17 protein-coding genes are annotated in these 19,612 nt (G+C 71.2%); 4 read left to right on the forward strand and 13 right to left on the reverse strand.

Annotated features, from left to right (window positions below):
* The first annotated feature begins 86 nt into the window (after window positions 1–86).
* Complete coding sequence (locus ACLQ2R_RS23215; protein WP_425962525.1) at window positions 87–686, forward strand: MarR family winged helix-turn-helix transcriptional regulator; 600 nt, start codon at window positions 87–89, stop codon at window positions 684–686.
* On the opposite strand, the gene ACLQ2R_RS23220 is transcribed toward ACLQ2R_RS23215, so the two are convergent.
* The 7 genes from ACLQ2R_RS23220 to ACLQ2R_RS23250 all read right to left on the reverse strand — a co-directional run bounded on the left by ACLQ2R_RS23220 (window position 676) and on the right by ACLQ2R_RS23250 (window position 9,229).
* Window positions 676–1,956 carry a thymidine phosphorylase gene (locus tag ACLQ2R_RS23220; RefSeq protein WP_425962527.1) on the reverse strand — a complete coding sequence of 427 codons (1,281 nt, stop codon included), beginning with the start codon at window positions 1,954–1,956 and terminating at the stop codon, window positions 676–678. The genes ACLQ2R_RS23215 and ACLQ2R_RS23220 overlap by 11 nt on opposite strands.
* A 37-nt stretch (window positions 1,957–1,993) precedes the next feature.
* On the reverse strand, window positions 1,994–2,407 hold the full coding sequence (locus ACLQ2R_RS23225) for a cytidine deaminase (RefSeq protein ID WP_425962770.1): 414 nt from the start codon (window positions 2,405–2,407) through the stop codon (window positions 1,994–1,996).
* A 124-nt stretch (window positions 2,408–2,531) separates the two neighbouring features.
* On the reverse strand, window positions 2,532–3,812 hold the full coding sequence (locus ACLQ2R_RS23230) for an ABC transporter permease (RefSeq protein WP_425962528.1): 1,281 nt from the start codon (window positions 3,810–3,812) through the stop codon (window positions 2,532–2,534).
* Window positions 3,809–4,957: an ABC transporter permease gene (locus ACLQ2R_RS23235; RefSeq protein WP_425962530.1), complete on the reverse strand. Its 1,149-nt coding sequence runs from the start codon at window positions 4,955–4,957 to the stop codon at window positions 3,809–3,811. Before ACLQ2R_RS23235 ends, ACLQ2R_RS23230 begins: the two co-directional genes overlap by 4 nt.
* A gap of 37 nt (window positions 4,958–4,994) precedes the next feature.
* Entirely contained in the window at window positions 4,995–6,518 is a 1,524-nt protein-coding gene (locus ACLQ2R_RS23240; RefSeq protein ID WP_425962771.1) for an ABC transporter ATP-binding protein, read from the reverse strand.
* A 101-nt stretch (window positions 6,519–6,619) separates the two neighbouring features.
* Entirely contained in the window at window positions 6,620–7,699 is a 1,080-nt protein-coding gene (locus ACLQ2R_RS23245; RefSeq protein ID WP_425962531.1) for a BMP family lipoprotein, read from the reverse strand.
* A 288-nt stretch (window positions 7,700–7,987) separates the two neighbouring features.
* On the reverse strand, window positions 7,988–9,229 hold the full coding sequence (locus tag ACLQ2R_RS23250) for a M20 family metallopeptidase (protein WP_425962532.1): 1,242 nt from the start codon (window positions 9,227–9,229) through the stop codon (window positions 7,988–7,990).
* A 534-nt stretch (window positions 9,230–9,763) separates the two neighbouring features.
* On the opposite strand from ACLQ2R_RS23250, the gene ACLQ2R_RS23255 reads away from it, so the two are divergent.
* Complete coding sequence (locus tag ACLQ2R_RS23255) at window positions 9,764–11,170, forward strand: peptide ligase PGM1-related protein (RefSeq protein ID WP_425962533.1); 1,407 nt, start codon at window positions 9,764–9,766, stop codon at window positions 11,168–11,170.
* Window positions 11,171–11,195: 25 nt separating this feature from the next.
* Here the strand turns inward: ACLQ2R_RS23255 and ACLQ2R_RS23260 are convergent, their stop codons facing one another.
* Window positions 11,196–11,417: an SCO4848 family membrane protein gene (locus ACLQ2R_RS23260; protein WP_425962534.1), complete on the reverse strand. Its 222-nt coding sequence runs from the start codon at window positions 11,415–11,417 to the stop codon at window positions 11,196–11,198.
* Between the two features lie 86 nt (window positions 11,418–11,503).
* On the opposite strand from ACLQ2R_RS23260, the gene ACLQ2R_RS23265 reads away from it, so the two are divergent.
* Window positions 11,504–12,751, forward strand: a complete 1,248-nt coding sequence (locus ACLQ2R_RS23265; protein WP_425962536.1) for a D-alanyl-D-alanine carboxypeptidase family protein — start codon at window positions 11,504–11,506, stop codon at window positions 12,749–12,751.
* 137 nt (window positions 12,752–12,888) lie between these two features.
* Here the strand turns inward: ACLQ2R_RS23265 and ACLQ2R_RS23270 are convergent, their stop codons facing one another.
* The 3 genes from ACLQ2R_RS23270 to ACLQ2R_RS23280 form a co-directional block, all read right to left on the reverse strand.
* The gene (locus tag ACLQ2R_RS23270; protein ID WP_425962538.1) at window positions 12,889–13,821 is read right to left on the reverse strand and encodes a YihY/virulence factor BrkB family protein; all 933 of its coding nucleotides are present in this window, start codon (window positions 13,819–13,821) and stop codon (window positions 12,889–12,891) included.
* Between the two features lie 130 nt (window positions 13,822–13,951).
* Window positions 13,952–14,956, reverse strand: coding sequence for a tryptophan--tRNA ligase (trpS, locus tag ACLQ2R_RS23275; protein WP_425962540.1), 1,005 nt, complete (start codon window positions 14,954–14,956; stop codon window positions 13,952–13,954).
* 161 nt (window positions 14,957–15,117) lie between these two features.
* Window positions 15,118–16,452 carry a hemolysin family protein gene (locus ACLQ2R_RS23280; RefSeq protein ID WP_425962542.1) on the reverse strand — a complete coding sequence of 445 codons (1,335 nt, stop codon included), beginning with the start codon at window positions 16,450–16,452 and terminating at the stop codon, window positions 15,118–15,120.
* Window positions 16,453–16,574: 122 nt separating this feature from the next.
* Here ACLQ2R_RS23280 and galE point away from each other — a divergent pair, with 122 nt between their 5' ends.
* Complete coding sequence (galE, locus tag ACLQ2R_RS23285) at window positions 16,575–17,540, forward strand: UDP-glucose 4-epimerase GalE (RefSeq protein WP_425962544.1); 966 nt, start codon at window positions 16,575–16,577, stop codon at window positions 17,538–17,540.
* A 56-nt stretch (window positions 17,541–17,596) separates the two neighbouring features.
* Here galE and ACLQ2R_RS23290 read toward each other — a convergent pair whose 3' ends face one another.
* Entirely contained in the window at window positions 17,597–18,451 is an 855-nt protein-coding gene (locus ACLQ2R_RS23290) for a hypothetical protein (protein ID WP_425962545.1), read from the reverse strand.
* An 85-nt stretch (window positions 18,452–18,536) separates the two neighbouring features.
* Complete coding sequence (locus ACLQ2R_RS23295; RefSeq protein ID WP_386236302.1) at window positions 18,537–19,514, reverse strand: malate dehydrogenase; 978 nt, start codon at window positions 19,512–19,514, stop codon at window positions 18,537–18,539.
* Window positions 19,515–19,612 lie beyond the last annotated feature (98 nt).

The raw sequence follows: 19,612 nt of genomic DNA on the forward strand, positions 1-19,612 counted from the left end.
AGGACCGAGAATACATGCACTCACATCTAATGCAAGGGAATTTAATTCGCGTGCATTCAATTGTCGCGGGTGGTACGATCCGCCGCATGAACGAGGAGGACGCGGTAAGCGCATGGCGCCAGGTTCTGGCCGTGCACGCCACGGCCGCCTGCGCCCTGGAACGCGAACTCTCCGAACGGCACCGGCTCGGCATGAGCGAGTTCGAGGTGCTGGAACGCATGGTCGAGGGAGGCCGGGAGAAGTACCGGGTCCAGGAGGTCGCCGACGCGGTCCACCTGAGCCAGAGCGCCTGTTCCCGGCTGATCGCCCGTCTGGAGAAGGCCGGCCTGGTGACCCGGGCCATCTGCCAGGACGACCGGCGCGGCATCTACGTGGGCATCACCCCGGAGGGCCGCGAGCGCCACGCCACGGCCCTCCCGACCCACCGCGCCGTGATCGACGAGATCTTCTCCCCGGTCGGCCCCGGGGCGCGCCGGACCTCCGGCCGGGCGCGGCCCGCCGAGGAGACGAGCGGCACCGGGATCACCGGAGGCTGCGGCTCGGCACCACGCCCCCCCGAGCCGCGCGCCGGGAACAGCGGGGACGCCGGAGACGCAGCAGACGCAGCAGACGCAGCAGACGCCGAGACCTCCCGCCCCGAAGAGCCGGAGGGCTCGGCAACGCTGGAGACCGCCGTCAGGCCGTGATGCGGTCGATCACCAGGGGGAGCAGCTCGCCGTCGGCCGCCTCGCCCACGGTCCAGGCGCCCTCCAGCGCGGCGAGCGCCCGCTCGAAACGCCCGGTCTCGTCGGCGTGCAGCGTCATCAGCGGAGCGCCCGCGCGGACCGGGTCACCGGGCTTGGCGTGCAGCACGATACCCGCGCCGAAGGAGACCGGGTCCTCCTTGCGTTCCCGTCCCGCGCCGAGCCGCCAGGCGGCCAGGCCCACCCCGTAGGCGTCGAGCCGGGAGAGCACGCCGGACGAGGGCGCGACGACCTCCATCGTCTCGGCGGCCACCGGCAGCGGGGCGTCCGGGTCGCCGCCCTGAGCGGTGATCATCCGTCGCCAGGCGTCCATCGCCGAGCCGTCGGCCAGGGCCCGCTCGGGGTCCTTTCCTCCGGTGATGCCCGCCGTGGCGAGCATCTCCCGCGCCAGCAGCACGGTCAGCTCGACCACGTCGGCGGGCCCGCCCCCGGCGAGGACCTCGACCGACTCGGCCACCTCCAGCGCGTTGCCCACGGTCAGGCCCAGCGGCCGGTCCATCGCGGTCAGCAGCGCGACCGTGCCCACCCCGGCGTCGGTGCCCAGCTCGACCATGGTGGTCGCCAGCTCGCGAGCCTCCTCGACGGTCTTCATGAACGCCCCTGAGCCGACCTTGACGTCCAGGACGAGCGCGCCGGTCCCCTCGGCGATCTTCTTCGACATGATCGAGGAGGCGATCAGCGGGATCGACTCCACGGTCCCGGTGACGTCGCGGAGCGCGTACAGCTTCTTGTCGGCGGGGGCCAGGCCGTCGCCCGCCGCGCAGACCACCGCCCCGGCGGCGGCGAGCACGCCGAGCATCTCGTCGTTGGAGAGCGAGGCCCGCCAGCCGGGGATGGACTCCAGCTTGTCCAGGGTGCCGCCGGTGTGGCCGAGACCCCGGCCGGAGAGCTGGGGCACGTACCCCCCGCAGGCCGCGACCAGCGGGGCCAGCGGCAGCGTGATCTTGTCGCCGACGCCGCCGGTGGAGTGCTTGTCGGTGGTGGGTCCCGGCAGCGCCGACCACTCCATCCGGGCCCCGGAGCGGATCATCGCCTGGGTCCACCCGGCGATCTCGCGCCGGTTCATGCCGTTGAGCAGGATCGCCATGGCGAGCGCGGACATCTGCTCGTCGGCGACGACGCCCCGGGTGTAGGCGTCGATCACCCAGTCGATCTGCGCGGGGACGAGTTCCCTGCCGTCCCGCTTGGCGGAGATGACCTCGATGGCGTCCACGGTCAGGCTCCCCGGTTCGGCTCGGTGGCGTCCATGCTCAGGCTCCCCGGCTCAGGTCGTCGGGCCCGAAGGCGTAGGGCAGGATCTCCGACATCGGCTTCGGGCCGTCGACGGTCTCCAGCAGCAGCTCGGGGCCGCCGAACTCGTACAGGAGCTGGCGGCACCTGCCGCACGGCATGAGCAGCTCCTCGTGCCCGTCGACGCAGGTGAAGGCCACCAGCCTGCCGCCGCCGCTCGCCTGGAGCGCGGAGACGAGCCCGCACTCGGCGCAGAGGCCGAGGCCGTAGGAGGCGTTCTCGACGTTACAGCCGGAGACGAGCCGCCCGTCGTCCACCAGGGCGGCGGCGCCGACCGGGAACTTGGAGTAGGGGGCGTAGGCGTGCCCCATGGCCCGCACGGCCTCGTCCCTGAGCGCGGACCAGTCGATGTCCGCGCCGGTGTTCGTGCCGATACCGGTCTCCGGGCCGCCGTCCGTGCCGCCGTCCGTATCGCCGTCCGTGCCCGTCACACCGTCTCCCCTCGTGGGGACGGCACGGGCCGTCCCGTTCGCGTCGTACCTGTCGTTCGGGACACGGTCATCCGCCCTGTCCCCTGCGGTATATCACGCCGTTCGCGGCCGGCGGGCGGAGCCGCTGCGCGGCCAGGGACAGCACCAGCAGGGTGGTGATGTGCGGGGTGACCGAGGTGAACTCCGAGGGGATCGAGTCGGTCAGCGCGAACACCACGAACACGGCGATCGCCGCGACACCGGTGATCAGCGCGGCCCGCGTCCGGTTCTGCCGTACGAGCTGGTAGACGGCCACCGCGACGAGCAGGACCGTCACCACGAGCAGCAGCGCGTGCACCGACTCGCCGCCCCGGCGGAGCTGCAGCGCGTCGGTGTAGCCGAACAGGAGGGCTCCCCCGGCCAGCCCGCCCGGCCGCCAGTTGCCGAAGATCATGGCGGCGAGGCCGATGAAGCCGCGCCCGCCGGTCTGCCCCTCGCGGTAGGCGCTCGCGGCCACCTGTGCCAGGAACGCCCCGCCCAGTCCCGCCAGGGCACCGGAGATGACGACGGCGACGTACTTGTGCAGGTAGACGTTGACGCCCAGCGACTCGGCGGCCACCGGGCTCTCCCCGCAGGAGCGCAGCCGCAGGCCGAACGCGGTGCGCCAGAGCACGTAGTACGACAGCGGGACGAGCAGGATCGCCAGGATCGTCAGCAGCGAGACGTTCGTGGTCATGCCCCGCAGGATGCCCGCCACGTCCGAGAGCAGGAACCACTGCTTGGCCTCCAGGGCCCTGAGCGGATCCCCGACCAGTGGCAGGCTCACCACCTGGGGCTTGGGCACCGGGGGCGACTGGGAGTCGCCGCCGCCCGACATCTCGGCGAAGGTGACCTTGGACAGGAACTGGGTGACGCCCAGCCCCAGGATGTTGATCGCGACACCGGAGATGATGTGGTCGACGCCGAACGTCACGGTGGCGATCGCGTGCAGCAGGCCGCCCAGGGCCCCGCCGATCGCGCCGGCGACGACGCCCGCCCAGGGGTTGTCGAAGTACAGCGCGCCCCACGCCCCGCACCAGGTGCCCATGATCAGCATGCCTTCGAGGCCGATGTTGACCACTCCGGCCCGCTCCGCCCACAGGCCGCCCAGCCCGGCCAGGCCGATGGGCACCGCCAGCGCGATGGCGGCGTTGATCGCGCCTGCCGAGGTGAGGTCGACGGCGCCGGTGACGGCCCGCGTGAACGACAGCAGCAGGACCAGCGCGCCGAGGGTGAGCAGCAGGGTCCGCCAGGTGAGCCTGAACCTGCGGGCGGGGGTCTCGGGCCTCAGGAAGGGGGCCTCCGGTGTGGCAAGGGCGTTCTGGCTCATACCGGCGTTCCTTCCTGTGCCGGGGCGGTGCTCGCGAGCTGGCGGCTCACGCGGCGCTGCTCGGCGGCGATCTGGTAGCGGTGCACCAGCTCGTAGGCGATGATCACCGAGAGCACGATCACACCCTGCATGATGGTGACGATGTCAGGGGAGATCTTCTTGATCTGCAGGATGCCGGCCGAGGTGTCCAGGAAGGCCCACAGCAGGGCGCCGAATGCGATGCCGACCGGGTGGTTCCGGCCCAGCAGCGCGATCGCGATACCGGTGAAGCCGAGACCCGTGGGGAAGTCCAGGCTGTAGCTGTAGGAGGCGCCCAGCAGCTGCGGCATGCCGACCAGGCCCGCCACCGCGCCGGACAGGACCATCGAGACGAGGATCATCCGCTTGACGTTGACGCCGCTGGCCACCGCGGCCGACTCCGACCGGCCGGTGGCGCGCAGGTCGAACCCGAAGCGGGTCCGGTTGATCACGACGTGGAACAGGACGCCCATCGCGATCGACAGCAGGATCAGGCCGAAGACCTTCGTCTGGGTGCCCGAGACGATCGCCAGCCCCGGCACCTGGCCGGAGGGCGGGATCGGCTTGGTGCCGATGTTGTTGCTGCCCCCGACCTCGACGGCCAGGCGCTCCTTGTTGAGCAGCCAGGAGCCGAGCGCGGTGGCGATGGCGTTCAGCATGATCGTGGAGATGACCTCGCTGACCCCGCGCCGCACCTTGAGCAGCCCGGCGATGGCCGCCCAGCCCGCGCCGACCAGCACGGCGACGAAGATGATCAGCGCGACGTGCAGCGGGGCCGGCAGTGCGACCGCGCCGCCGACGGCCGCGGCGGTGAGCGCGGCGAGCCGGTACTGCCCGTCGACGCCGATGTTGAAGAGGTTCATCTTGAACCCGATCGCCACCGCCAGCGCCGACAGGTAGTAGGTCGTCGCGGAGTTCAGGGTCAGCACGATCGAGCGGGGCCGGATGGCGTACTCGCCCATGACGACCAGGGTGTCCACCGGCGGGGCGCCGGTGAGCGCCAGGATGACCATGGTGACCAGCGCGGCGAACACGATGGCGGTGACCGGGGCGACGAGCGAGAGGAGTCCCGCCGGCGAGACCCGGCCCAGCAGCCGGTCGGCGAAGGTCGATTCTTTCGCGCTCATCCGGGCGTCCCGGGGGGCGTGTGCGCTGCGTGGATGTTCATGCCGCCTCTCCAGCACCCGTCATGGCCGAGCCGAGCCGCTCGGGTGTCACGTCCTTGGGGTCGACCTCGGCGACGATCCGGCCGCGCAGGATCACCTTGAGGGTGTCCGACAGGCCGATCAGCTCGTCGAGGTCGGCCGAGATCAGCAGGACCGCCAGGCCCGCGGCGCGCGCCGCGCGCAGGTGGTCCCAGATCGCGGCCTGGGCGCCCACGTCGACGCCGCGGGTGGGGTGGGACGCGATCAGGAAGACGGGCTCCCCGCTCATCTCCCGGCCGACGATCAGTTTCTGCTGGTTGCCGCCGGACAGCGCGGCGGCGTCCACGTCGATGCCCGGGGTGCGGACGTCGTAGCTCTCGACGATGCGGCGGGTGTCCTCGCGGGCCCCGGCGCGGTCGATCCAGGGCCCCTTGACGTTGGGCTTTCGCGTCTGGTGGCCGAGGATCCGGTTCTCCCAGAGCGGCGCCTCCAGCAGCAGGCCGTGCCGGTGGCGGTCCTCGGGGATGTAGCCGATGCCGGCCTCGCGGCGGCGGAGCGTCGGCCAGCCGGAGATGTCGTGCTCGCCGAGCCGGATCTCGCCCTCGGCCGGGCGCATGCCCATGATGGCCTCGACGAGTTCGGCCTGGCCGTTTCCCTCGACCCCGGCGATGCCCAGCACCTCGCCCCTGCGGATGTCGAAGGTCACGCCGTCCACGACGCGGCGGTCCTCGGACGAGTGGACGTTCAGGCCGCGTACCGAGATCGCCACCGTGTCGGTGACCGTGGACTCGCGGGTCTCCGGGCTGGGCAGCTCGCTGCCGACCATGAGCTCGGCCAGTTGCCGGGCGGTCACGTCCTTGGGGTCCACCTCGGCCACGGTCGTGCCCCGGCGGATGACGGTGATGGCGTCGGCGACCGAGAGGACCTCGTCCAGCTTGTGCGAGATGAAGATGATCGTGAGGCCCTCGCGGACCAGCTCGCGCAGGTTGGCGAAGAGCTCGGTGACCTCCTGCGGCACGAGCACGGCGGTCGGCTCGTCCAGGATGAGGATGCGGGCGCCTCGGTAGAGGACCTTGAGGATCTCCACCCGCTGGCGCGCGCCCACCCCGAGGTCGTCGATGGTGACGTCGGGGTCGATGCCCAGGCCGTAGGAGTCGGAGATCTCCCGGATCCTGGTGCGGGCCGCGCCGAAGTCGATGGCCACGCCCCCCTTGCGGGGCTCGCTGCCCAGGATCACGTTCTCCAGCACGGTCAGGTTGCCGGCCAGCATGAAGTGCTGGTGGACCATGCCGATGCCCACCCCGATCGCGTCCGCGGGGGAACGGAAGCCCACCTCGGCGCCGTTGACGCGGATCCGTCCCTCGTCCGGGCGTTGCATGCCGTACAGGATCTTCATGAGGGTGGACTTGCCCGCGCCGTTCTCGCCGACGACGGCGTGCACGTGCCCCTGACGCACGGAAAGGGAGATGTCACGGTTGGCGACGACGCCGGGGAATCGTTTGGTGATCCCCTCGAGCTCGACGGCCGGTGCCGGAGTGCTGATGACGGCCTCCTCCGTACGGATGCCCGGTACGGAACGTGGTGGTGAGAATAGGGCGAAGGGCCCGGAGGAGGATCTCCTCCGGGCCCCGCGTGAGCGTCAGATCAGGAGGTCTTGTCCGGGACGGTGAGCTCGCCGGAGATGATCTTCTGCTTGTACTCGTCGAGCTTGGACTTGATGTCGTCGACCTGGCCACCGGTGGTGGAGTAGTCGACGCCGTCGGCCTTGAGGTCGTACGTCGTCGTGCCGGACTTCACCGCGTTGGTGGTGAAACCCTTGAGGAAGTCGAAGACGGCGACGTCGACCTTCTTGATCATGGAGGTCATGATGACGCCCTGCAGCTCGGGGGCCGCGGTCTTCGCCTGGTCGGAGTCGACGCCGATGGCCAGGCCCTTGGCGGCCTTGGCCGCCTCGAACACGCCGCCGCCGGAGCCGCCCGCGGCCTGGTAGACCACGTCCGCGCCCGCGTCGAACATGCCCTCGGCCGCGGTCTTGCCCTTGGCCGGGTCGCTGAACCCGGTGAAGTCCGGCGGCTGGGTCAGGTACTTGACGTCGACCTTGATGTCCGACTTGACCGCCTTGGCACCGGCGATGAACCCGGCCTCGAACTTGTTGATCAGCGGCACCTGGACGCCGCCGACGAAGCCCACGTGGTTCTTCTTGCTCTTCAGCGCCGCGGCGGCACCGACCAGGAAGGAACCCTCGTGCTCGGCGAAGAGGAGGTTGGAGATGTTGGGCGCGGCCGCCGCGGCGTCGTCGACGATCGCGAACTTGACGTCGGGGAACTCGGTCGCGACCTTCTTGACCGGGTTGGAGTAGGCGAAGCCCACCGCGATGATCGGGTTGAAGCCGCCGTCGGCGAGCAGGCGGAGCCGCTCCTCCTTGGCCGCCTCGGTCTCGCCGTTACCGGCCTCGAGCTCGTTGGTGTCGGCCAGGCCCAGCTCGGCCTTGGCCTTGTCCAGGCCGGCCGCGGCGGAGTCGTTGAACGACTGGTCCCCGCGCCCGCCGATGTCGTACGCGAGACCGACCTTGGGTCCGGTCGCGGCCGACGCCGCACTGCTGGCGGCCCCGCTCGGCTGTGCCGACGTGGTCGGTTCCTCGCTTCCACCACACGCGGCAGCTCCCATGAGCATGCTGCCCGCCAGTGCGGTCGCGGCCAGCTTGCCGAATCGGTTCTGAAGCAAGATGACTCCCTTCGCGTTCTCTGTGCACGCGCGAAGAGACGCACGGCAACCCTGCACGGAAGATAGTTGGTCCGTCAGGGTTGACCAAACCATCACGCAGGTCCGCAACAGGTCCGTTATGCAGCTCACGCCACCTTGTGACACACGAAGCATGCCGAAACGACCCGGCCGTGACACCGGACGGCCCGGCCGCTCGGACGTTCTCCCTGATGATCACCCTGAGCGTCTCGGTCAGGGTCGGTTGAGAACTTTGTCAAAATATGTCCGAAGTCACCGGCCGGGAGATCGCTAGTTGTCGGCCTTCACGGCCATCAGGGCGTCGTCCGTGAGGGGACGACGCCCCTCCCAGAGCGCGGTCAGCGCGGTCGCCGCCATGAAGCGCACGCCGGTGCCGATGGCGCTCTCGTCGACGTCGAAGGTGCCCTGGTGGATGTCGGCCGACTCGCTCGATCCGCGCCGGCGGGTGCCCAGCCTGGCGAACGCGCCGGGGATGGACTCCAGGTACCAGCCGAAGTCCTCGCCGCCCAGGCTCTGCTCGGTCGGCACCGGGGCGCCCTGTCCGAGCACGCCCTCGGCGGCCTCGGCCAGCATCTGCACGCTGACCTTGTCGTTGACCACCGGTGGCACGCCGCGCACGTACTCCATCTCGGCCTCGACGCCGTACGCGCCCGCGACCGACTCCAGCAGCGCCTTGATCATGTCGGGGGCCGCGTGCCAGGCGGCCTCGTCCAGGCAGCGCACGGTCCCCTCGGCGATGCCGTCGTCCGGGATGGCGTTGGCGACCGAACCCGCCTCGACCCGGCCCCAGACCAGGCTCAGCGAGGAGCGGGGGTCGATGCGGCGGGAGAGCGCCGCGGGCAGCTCCGTGAGGATCTTGGCGAGCGCGAAGACGAGGTCCGCGGTCAGGTGCGGCCGGGCGGTGTGCCCGCCGGGGCCGCTCACCCGGACCGTGACCCGGTCGCAGGCGGAGGTGATGGCGCCGGCCTTGAGGCCGACCTTGCCGACGTCGAGGCGCGGGTCGCAGTGCAGCCCGAAGATGCGGTCGACCCCGCTGATGCCGCCCGAGGCCATGACCTCCAGCGCGCCGCCGGGGAGCTCCTCGGCGGGCTGGAAGATCAGCCGGACCCGGCCGGGCAGCAGGCCCGCCTCGGCCTGCTGGGCGAGGAACAGCGAGGTGCCGAGCAGGATCGTGGTGTGCACGTCGTGGCCGCAGGCGTGGCAGACGCCCGGGACCGTCGAGCTGTAGGAGACGTCCTTCTCGTCCGGCACCGGGAGCGCGTCCAGGTCGGCCCGGAGCGCCACGGTCGGCCCGTCGCCGCTGCCGACGTCGCAGAGCAGGCCGGTACCGCGCGGCAGCACCGAGGGGTTGAGCCCGGCGGCGGCCAGGCGCTCGGCGACGCGCTGGGTGGTGCGGTACTCGGCGAACGCGAGCTCGGGATGCATGTGCAGGTCTCGACGGAAGGCGATCAGCTCCTGCTCACGACCGGCAAGGAACGCGTCGAGCTCTCCCCGCAAATTACGCCCCCGCATTGCTCACCCTCCCATCCGCGCCGGCGGGCTCTGGATCCTCGACGCACCGTACGACTACCCGGGATCTCGGGATCCACGAGGTCGTGTCAGAAAAACGATCGCCGCGCCGACGGACCGGGTGGGTCTTCCGGGCCGCGCCGGCGCGGGCTTGTCCACCGCCGGCGTCCGAGACGGCGGACCGGTGGTCCGGGGTGGCCGTCGCGTCGGCGATGACACCGACTTTATCCCTCCCGCCGCGCGGCTCGCCGACATCCGGCCCAAATGTTTTGTCACCCCGCGCTCCCCTTCTGGCACTTACGCCCCATCCGGATCATCGAAGATGACTCCAATTGACCATGGGGGCAGTGGTCCTCCTGGGGGAGCGCGGACGCGCGAGAAGGCCGTGCCGTCACCCGGTCAAACCTCGCCTACCTGGCAATTTACGTGACCTCAGGTGCCGGTCATCGCACCCGACGGAGTGATGTAAACAGGAGGAATGCGTGTTTCACTTCGCATATGATCACTAACATCCCATTCGGGAAGAGATGGTCGCGTTTGAGCATATTCGAACCGGACGAGGGCGCCCTACTGGTCATTCCCTCGCTCTCCCTTCCCCAGGATGAACTGCGCAGCATCCCCGCGGCCCGCTGCTACGAGGAGAGGCTGCTGTTCCTCCTCCTCACCCTGCGCAGGCCCGGGGTCTCGGTCGTCTACGTGACCTCGACGCCGGTGGACGGCGCGATCGTGGACTACTACCTGAGCTTCCTCGACGATCCCGACGAGGCCCGCACGCGGTTGCAAATGATCAGTTTGGACGATCCCGAGACGCACCCGCTCACCGAGGCCCTGCTCCGCCGCCCGGACGTGATCGCGCGCCTGCGCGCCGCCCTCGGCGGCCCCCGCGAGGACGACGGCCGGCCCGCCACGGACACCGGCGCCCGGAGCGCCTGGATGGTGCCGTTCGTGGTCAGCGAGTACGAGGAGCGCCTCGCCTCGATCCTCTCCCTGCCGATCTACGGCCCGGCCACCCGGCTGGCGTACCTGGGCTCCAAGAGCGGCGGCAGGACGCTCGGCGAGGCGGCGGGGGTGCCCACGGTGAGGGGGTTCGGCGACCTGCGGTCACTGGCCGAGGTGGAACACGCCGCCCGCGCGATGAGCCCGGCGGCCCGGCTGATGATCAAGCTGAACAACAGCTACTCGGGGATGGGCAACGCCATCGTCACCACGGGCGACGGGCCGCTCTCCGGCCGTCCCACGAGCTTCTCCGCGCCCGGCGAGGACTGGGCGTCGTTCGCCGAGAAGATCGCCGAGCGGGGGGCGGTGGTCGAGGAGTTCATCGAGGACCGGCCGCTCCGCTCCCCCAGCGCCCTGGTGAGGATCACCCCGGGCGGCACCTTCGACGTGGTCGCCACCCACGAGCAGGTCCTCGGCGGCCCCAACGACGACGTCTACCAGGGGTGCAGCTTCCCCGCCCGCCAGGAGTACCGGGCCGAACTCCGCGCGTACGCCGAGCGGATCGCGCGGGTCCTCTCGGCCCGGGGCGTGGTGGGGTTGTTCGGCGTCGACTTCTTCGCCGTCAGGGCCGCCGGCGGCCACCGGACGCTGTTGTGCGAGATCAACCTGCGCATCGGCGGCACCACGCACCCGTTCGGGGCCGCGATCCTGACCACCGGCGCCACGTACGACCCCGGCACCGGCCTGCTCGTCCACGAGGGCCGCGCCAAGTACTACGTGGCGACGGACAACTGCGCCGCCCCCGGCCTGCTGGGCCGCACCCCCGGGGAGGTCGTCAAGCTGATCCAGGACGAGGGGCTCGGCTTCGACCGGGAACGCCGCACCGGGAACGTGCTGCACCTGCTGGGCGCGGTCACCTGCTTCGGCAAGCTCGGCTTCACCAGCATCGGCGACTCCGCCGAGGAGGCCGCCGAGCTGCACCACAGGACCGTGTCGACGCTGCGCTGACCCGCTTCCCGGCCGGTCGCCCCGGTCATTTCGGTCCCCGGGCTTCCCGGTGGCCGCGCAGCGCCCGCAGGCCGATCGCGCCGAGCACGAGGGCCAGCACCAGGTTGACCGCGACCAGGATGCCGTGGACCACGTAGAACGACGTGGGATGGCCGTCCGCGAGGTTGAAACCAAGGTTGATCCACTCAAAGATCATAAAAGCGGCAAGGCCAATCAGAAAAGCGGCGATCTTTCGCGATATTTGCATGATGTCAGTATTCCGCCGAGTGGAGCGTAGCTGGTCAGGGCACCTGTACTCCATGCGAACCGGCACGAAGCTACCCTGAGATCATCATGGGGACCAGACACATCGCGCCCGTCGGGGTGCTGCTCGCGGCGACCGCCTTTCTCGGCGCGCCCGCACAGGCCGGGACAGAGGCCCGGCCGCCGGGCATGCCCGCGGGCACCGGTTCACCCGCCTCCGCGGGCATGCCGACCACCGGCTCGCCGGGCGCCGGTTCGCCGGACGGCGCGTGGGGCGCGGGCACCGGTTCGCTCGAACCGGGCGCGGACGGCCAGAGGGAGCCGGTCGGCGGCTCCCGGCTCGGGGAGCGGGGTCTCATCGTCCCCCCGGGTGTGAAGGCCCCGCCCAGGACGGCCGCCAAGGCGTACGTGATCGCCGACGCCGAGACCGGCGCGGTGCTGGCCGCCAAGAACGCCCACGGGCGTTACCTGCCCGCGAGCACGCTGAAGGCGCTGACCGCCCTCACCCTGATCCCCAGGCTGGACAAGGACCGGAGGATCAGGCCGAGCAGGCGCGCGGTGAACGAGGAGGGCAGCGCGGTCGGCCTGGTCCCCAAGCCGCTCTACACGGTCGAGGACCTGTTCAAGGCGCTGCTGCTGGTCTCCGGCAACGACAGCGCGATGGCACTGGCCGAGGCCAACGGCGGCCTGGCCGCGACCCTGGCCGACATGAACGCCGAGGCCAAGCGCCTTCAGGCGTTCGACACCGTGGCCATGACCCCGAGCGGGCTGGACAAGCCGGGACAGAGCAGCTCGGCCTACGACCTGGCCCTGATCGCCCGCGCCGGCCTGGCTAACCCCGATTTTCGCCGATATATCAGCCTAAAAACTGACAAGTTTCCGGCTCCCAAGGGCTACTACGAGATCGGCAACCACAACAAGCTGCTCTGGCGCTACAAGGGCATGATCGGCGTCAAGAACGGCTGGACCTCCAAGGCCCAGGGCAGCTTCGTCGGCGCGGCCAGGCGGAACGGCCACACGGTCATCGTGTCGATCATGCGCCACGACGGTTACTTCTGGGACGAGGTCGCCGACCTGCTCGACTGGGGCTTCGCCAACCGCGGCAGGGTCGCGGCGGTCGGGCACCTGGTCGACCCCCTCCCGGTCGCCGCCCCGTCACCCATCGCTCCCGCGACCTCCGCGCCCCCGGCCGCACCGGCGCCGATCTCGGCGGCCGATCCGCCTGGTGCGGCACGCCCCTCGGGCGAGGGCACCCCGATCGGCTACTACGTCCTCGGTGCCGGCCTGCTGGGCGGCCTGATCTGGCTGGCGTACGGCCTGCGCAGGCGCTTCCGCTAGACGGAGGCGCACGGACGAAGGCGCACGGACGAAGGCGCACGGACGAAGGCGCAGGGACGGAGGAGGACCCGCGGAGACACGCGGGGAGAGGCGCGGAAGGAGAAACCCGGCGTCGCCGGACGGGGAGCGCCCGGCGCTCAGGCCGGGATGGCGGTCGCCGGGACCGGGGTGGGATCGGGCGGAGGCCCGAGCGAGGCCGTGGCGGTCCAGGCGGCGGCGTACATGATCACCCGGGCCGAGAGGTTGATCCAGACGAGCAACCCGACCACCACGGCGAACACCCCGTAGACCGGGTTGTTCAGGGTGCCGGACAACACCAGCGCGGCGAGCTGCTTGAGCAGGGCGAAGCCGATCGCGCCGAACAGGGCGCCGCGCAGCAGCACCGGGAGCGGCTGCCTGATACGGCCCAGCCAGCGCAGCAGGATCAGGAAGACCAGCACGTCGGCGAGCACGCTCACCGCCAGGCCGACCAGCCAGATCGTGGTGGTGGACACCACCGACCCCGACAGGCCCACCCATCCGGCCACGGTCCCGCCGGCCTGGGTGGCGAAACCGGCGACCAGCACCGAGGCCAGCATCGTGGTGCCGACCAGGACGAGCCCGGCCAGGTCCCTGAGCTTGGCCATGGCGAAGCCGAGCGGCGCCTCGGTCGTCATGGAGATCTCACGCAGCGCGCCGCGCAGCGCGTCGATCGCGCCGAGCCCGGCGTAGAGCAGGCCGAGCAGGCCGATGATCCCGGCGCTGGTCCGCGAGTCGGCGATCTCCTGGATCGGCAGCTTGTCGGCCAGGCCCGGCAGGTACTGGTCGATCGCCTTGCGCAGGGTGTCGGGGGCGTCCGGGGTGACCGCGAGGAAGTAGCCGAAGACCGCGAAGGCCAGCGCGACGATCGGGAAGAACGACAGGAAGGCGAAGTAGCTGACCGCCCCGGCGAGCCGGTCGCCCGACTGGATCTGGTAGCGCTGGTAGGTCCTGACCAGATGGTCGAACCACGGCCACCTGATCCGGGCCGAGCCGAACCTCGCTCCGAGCCGCTCGCGGCCTGTCCGTACGCGTTCCCACACACCTGTCACCCGCGCCCCCTACCCCGTCACCGCCGTCTCGACCACGAACGGCGGCGCGAAGACCACCGCCCGTAGGCGAACGATCGAAAACGGGCGGCCGCAAGGCGGGCGGGGAGGGGCCGGGCAGAGGCCCCTCAGGTCACGGGGTGGGCAGGAAGCCCACCCTGTCGCGTACCCTGGCCATCGTCTCGGCGGCCACCGCGCGGGCCCGCGCGGCACCGGCGGCGAGCAGCCGGTCCAGCTCGGCCTCGTCGGCGAGCAGCTTCTCGGTCCGCTCGCGGATCGGGGTGAAGGTGTCGACCACCAGCTCGGCGACGTCCTTCTTGAACGTCCCGTAGCCCTGACCGGCGTAGCGGGTCTCCAGCTCGGGGATGGGGACGCCGCTCAGCGCGGACTGGATGCGCAGCAGGTTCGTGACGCCCGGCTTGTTCTCGTCGTCGGCGAGGACCTCGGAGCCGGTGTCGGTGACCGCGCGCATGACCTTCTTGCGGAGCGGGCCCGGCTGCTCCAGCAGGTCGAGGATGCCCGCGGCCGAGGAGGAGGACTTCGACATCTTCGCCGTGGGCTCCTGAAGGTCGGTGATCTTCTCGACCCCCTTGACGATGTGCGGCTCGGGCAGCGTGAAGGTCTCGCCGAAGCGGTGGTTGAAGCGCTGCGCCAGGTCGCGGGTGAGCTCCAGGTGCTGCTTCTGGTCGGCGCCCACCGGGACCCTGTTGGCCTGGTAGAGCAGGATGTCCGCGGCCTGCAGGATCGGGTAGGTGAACAGCCCCACGCTGGCAGAGCTCTCGCCCTGCTTGGCGCTCTTGTCCTTGAACTGGGTCATCCGGCCGGCCTCGCCCATGCCGGTGAGGCAGATCAGCACCCAGGCCAGCTCGGTGTGCTCGCGGACGTGGCTCTGCACGAAGACCGTGGAGCGCTCCGGGTCGAGCCCGGCGGCGAAGAGCTGGGCGGCGGCCACCCTGGTGCGCCTGCGCAGCTCCTCCGGCCGGTAGTCCACCGTGATCGCGTGCAGGTCGACGACGCAGTAGAACGCGTCGTAGCCCTCCTGCATGGCGACGTACTGCCGTACGGCACCGAGGTAGTTGCCCAGGTGGAAGGAGTCGGCGGTGGGCTGGATTCCCGACAGGACGCGAGGACTGGCCATGGCAGACAATTGTGTCAGGTGTCCGGAGTGATCGGTGCCCCCCGCGCAGGTGTCAGGCGTCCGGAGGGGTCCGTGCCCGCTCCGCGCGTCCCGGCCGCCCGGCACGATCGGCGCCTCCTCGCGCGGGTGTCGGCAGTGATCGGTGCCTCCTCGCGCGGGTGTCAGAGGTCCGGGGTGATCAGCGTCTCCTCCGCCGCGTCCGCCGTCTCCTGGCGGGGGACGTTCCGCTTGATCCTGACCCGGGAGACCCTGCGGCCGTCCATCTCCGTGACCGTCAGGTCGAACCCGGAGACCTCCACCCGCTCCCCCAGCACCGGAAGGTGGCCCAGGGACGACATCAGGAACCCGCCCAGGGTCTCGTACGGGCCGGCGGGCAGGCGGACGCCGGTGGAGGTGGCCACCTCGTCGAGGGTGGCCAGCCCGTCCAGCTCCGCCTCCCCCGCGGGGAGGGCGACGTGCTCGTCCTCCACGTCGTGCTCGTCGCGGATGTCGCCGATGAGCTCCTCGACCAGGTCCTCCAGGGTGACGATGCCGGCGGTGCCGCCGTACTCGTCCACCACGATCGCCAGGTGGTGGCCCTCCTTGCGCATCTCCGAGAGCGTGGCCATGAGCTGCTTGCTGGTGGGGACCAGCTTGACCGGGCGGATCGGCACCAGCTCGCTGATCGGCTCGATGGACCCGGTCAGCACCGGGTCCAGCAGGTCGCGGATGTGGACGAACCCCACGATGTCATCGTAGGAGTCACGGTAGACCGGGAAGCGGGAGTGCGGCATGGCCGCGGCCAGGACCGCCGCCTCGGCCAGCCGCGTGTCCGCGGACATGAACTCCACCTCGGTACGCGGCAGCATGACCTCGCGAAGCTGCCGCTTGCCGGCCGCGAACACCTCCGCGATCAGGTGGCGCTCGTCGGCGGTGAGCTCCTGGTGGCCGACCACCATGTCGCGCAGCTCCTCGGTGGAGATCTCCTCGCGGTCGGCGTCGGGGTCGCCGCCCAGGAGCTTGACCACCCCGTCGGTGGACTTCGACAGCGCCCAGATGATCGGCCGCGACAACGCGGCCATCCGGTCCAGGAAGGGCGCGACCAGCAGGGAGATCCCCTCGGCCCGCTGCCGGGCGATCCGCTTGGGCGCGAGCTCTCCCAGCACCAGCGAGGCGTACGAGATCGCCAGCGTCACCAGGACCAGGGCGAGCGGGGCCGTCACGGCCTCGGGGACCCCCCAGGAGGTCACCACCGGGATGAGGTCCTTGGCCAGGGTGTCGGCGCCGAAGGCCGCCGAGAGCATGGTGGCCACGGTGACGCCGATCTGCACGGCGGACAGGAAGCGGTTGGGGTCGCGGGCGAGCTTGGCAGCCCTGGCCCCTCGGCGTCCCTGCGTGTCGAGCCGCCGCACCTGGCTCTCCCTGAGGGAGACCATGGCCATCTCCGCCGCGGCGAAGAACCCTCCGATCAGTACAAAGATCAAGACCAGGGCGATGTTCGCCAGGACGCTGTTCACGAGGTCGTCTCCGTCATGGCGGCCGCCCGTTCCGGCGGTGGCCGATATGTGATGTGCCAGCATATGCTGGCGGTAGACTTACAAAAATAAACAAGTCCAAACATCATCGAACAGGAGGCTCCGTGAAGCTGCTCGTCACCGGAGGCGCCGGATACATAGGCAGCGCCGTGGCGGCGCAACTCGTCGAAGCGGGTCACGAGGTCACCGTCCTGGACGACCTGTCCACCGGTCACGCCGACGCGGTCCCGCCGGGCGCCCGCCTGGTCGAGGGATCGATCACCGACGCCGCGGGGGTGCTCGACGGCGTCGAGGGCGTGCTGCACTTCGCGGCGAAGTCGCTGGTCGGCGAGTCCGTACAGCGGCCGGACCTCTACTGGGCGCACAACCTCGGCGGCACCCTCGCCCTGCTCGACGCGATGCGGAGCGCCGGGGTGGGCCGCGTCGTCTTCTCCTCCACCGCCGCCACGTACGGCGAGCCGGAGCGCTCCCCGATCAGGGAGACCGACCCCACCCGCCCCACCAACCCCTACGGCGCCTCCAAGCTGGCGGTCGACACCGCGCTGAGCGCGTTCGCCGGGCTGTACGGCCTGGCCGCGGTGAGCCTGCGCTACTTCAACGTGGGCGGCGCCTACACCGACCGGGACGGCCGCGTCTACCGCGAGCGTCACACCGTGGAAACGCACCTGATCCCCAACGTCCTCGCCGTCGCGCTCGGCGGGCGCGAGCCGGTCAGCGTGTTCGGCACGGACTACCCGACGCCCGACGGCACATGCGTGCGTGACTACATCCATCTGGCGGACCTGGCCAGGGCCCACCTGCTGGCGCTGGACGCCTGCTCGCCGGGCGAGCACCGGATCTACAACCTCGGCAGCGGTACGGGCTTCTCGGTGCAGGAGGTGCTCTCGGTCTGCCGCGAGGTGACCGGTCACGAGATCCCCTCGGTCGTCCGCGAGCGCCGCGCCGGTGACCCGGCCGTGCTGGTGGCCTCCTCCGAGAGGATCCAGCGCGAGCTGGGCTGGAAGCCCGAGCACCCGTCGGTCCGCGACGTCGTCGCCGACGCCTGGGCCGCCCTGTCCGGCCGCCCCTGAGACACCCGGTACGTCCGTCCGGGTTCGTCCGAGTCCGGCCGGGTGCACGGCCGGGTCTATCCTCCCAGGCGGAGGCGGGCCGTGTTGTCGGCGGGGCGGCGCTCGCCCACCAGCGGGGAGTGGACGGTCGCCTCCGCCCTCGGTTCGTGACCGCGGGCCGTGAAGGCGAGCAGGAGGTTCACCCGCCCACCCGCGCCGAGCGCGCGCAGGCGGCAGGCGGCGTGGCCGGGGCGGGTGTCACATCGCGTCCCGCGCGCCGCCAGCAGGCGGGCCCCGCCGGTGTCGAGGAGGAGCGCGGCGTCGTGGACGCGCCGCGGGCCCCGGTTGCGCACCACCGCGGACACCAGGACCAGGCGCCCCGCGCGGATCCCGCGCGACAGCCTGACCGCCAGGTCCGTCCCCTGGTCCACCTCGGTCAGCGCCCGCGCGGAGTTGTCCGTCTCGTCGCCGTCCACGACCCCCGAGGAGATCGTGGCGCTCGCCTCCAGCGGTCCCCGCGCGCCGGGACGCACGATCGCGTCGACCGTCACCCCGCCGGTCGTCCCGGCCGGGACGTCGGCGGACGAGGCGCAGACCACCTCGTCCGCGACGGCACCGGGCAGGCACTCGGTGACGTCGGTGCCCAGCACCCGTACCTCGTGCGGCAGCCGGAGGGTGAGCACGGGAAGCACCGCGTCACCGGGGCCGGCGTTGCCCACCTCGGCCCGGTAGCGCAGCGGCCGGCCGGGCCGGGCCCTGACCGGGGAGACCAGCAGCCGCACCGACAGGTCGGCGCCGCCCCAGCCGTCGTCCTCCGGAGAGGCGTGCGCCGCCCGGGGCGGCGGCGCGAGCACGAGCATGATGACGAGACAGAGCACACCGGCGGCGACCCGCGCCGCGGCGTTCCCTCCGACCGTCGATCCGCCGACCACAAGTGATCATTGAACGACGGGACGCGGCGCCCGGCGATGAGCGACACGCCGCCTTCCCGCCCTGGCCTTCGCCGGAGCGGTCCGGTCAGATCAGGCCGAGTTCGCGCACCGCGGTGCGCTCCTCCTCCAGCTCCGCCACGGTGGCGTCGATCCTCTCGCGGGAGAAGGCGTCGATCTCCAGCCCCTGGACGATCTCCCACTTCCCGCCGCGCGAGGCGACCGGGAAGGACGAGATGAGACCCTCGGGCACGCCGTACGAGCCGTCGGAGGGGATGGCGGCCGAGGTCCAGTCGGTGCCGTTGACCCAGTCGAAGACGTGGTCGATCGCCGCGTTGGCGGCCGAGGCGGCCGAGGACGCGCCCCGAGCCTCGATGATGGCCGCGCCGCGCTTGGCCACGGTGGGGATGAAGGTGTCGCGCAGCCAGGTCTCGTCGACCAGCTCGGCCGCGACCTTGCCGCCGACCTCGGCGTGGAAGAGGTCCGGGTACTGGGTGGCGGAGTGGTTGCCCCAGATGGTCATCTTCTTGATCTCGGTGACCGGCACCTGGAGCTTGGCGGCCAGCTGCGACAGCGCCCGGTTGTGGTCCAGGCGGGTCATCGCGGTGAAGCGCTCCGCCGGGACGTCGGGGGCGTTCCGCTGCGCGATGAGCGCGTTGGTGTTGGCCGGGTTGCCGACCACCAGCACGCGGATGTCGTCGGCGGCGTTGTCGTTGATCGCCTTGCCCTGCGGGCCGAAGATGCCGCCGTTGGCCTGGAGGAGGTCGCCGCGCTCCATGCCCTTGCTCCGGGGACGGGCTCCGACCAGCAGCGCCACGTTGGCGCCGTTGAACGCCGCGTTCGGGTCGTCGGTGACCTCGATGCCGCGCAGCAGCGGGAACGCGCAGTCGTCGAGCTCCATCGCGGTGCCCTCGGCGGCCTTCACGGCCTGCGGGATCTCCAGCAGGCTCAGCGTGACCGGGACGTCGGCGCCCAGCAACTGGCCCGAGGCGATGCGGAAGAGCAGCGCGTAGCCGATCTGACCGGCGGCGCCGGTGACGGTGACCTTTACGGGAGTCTGGGCCATGACCTTCCCTCACTCGAAGGATGAACTGTGACGCTCGGATGCTACCCGTCCGTCGCGGACGGCCGTCCGGCGAGTGCCCTCCTCCGCTCACGGAACGG

The sequence above is a fragment of the Streptosporangium sp. DT93 genome, assembly GCF_049844535.1.
Classification (GTDB): domain Bacteria; phylum Actinomycetota; class Actinomycetes; order Streptosporangiales; family Streptosporangiaceae; genus Streptosporangium.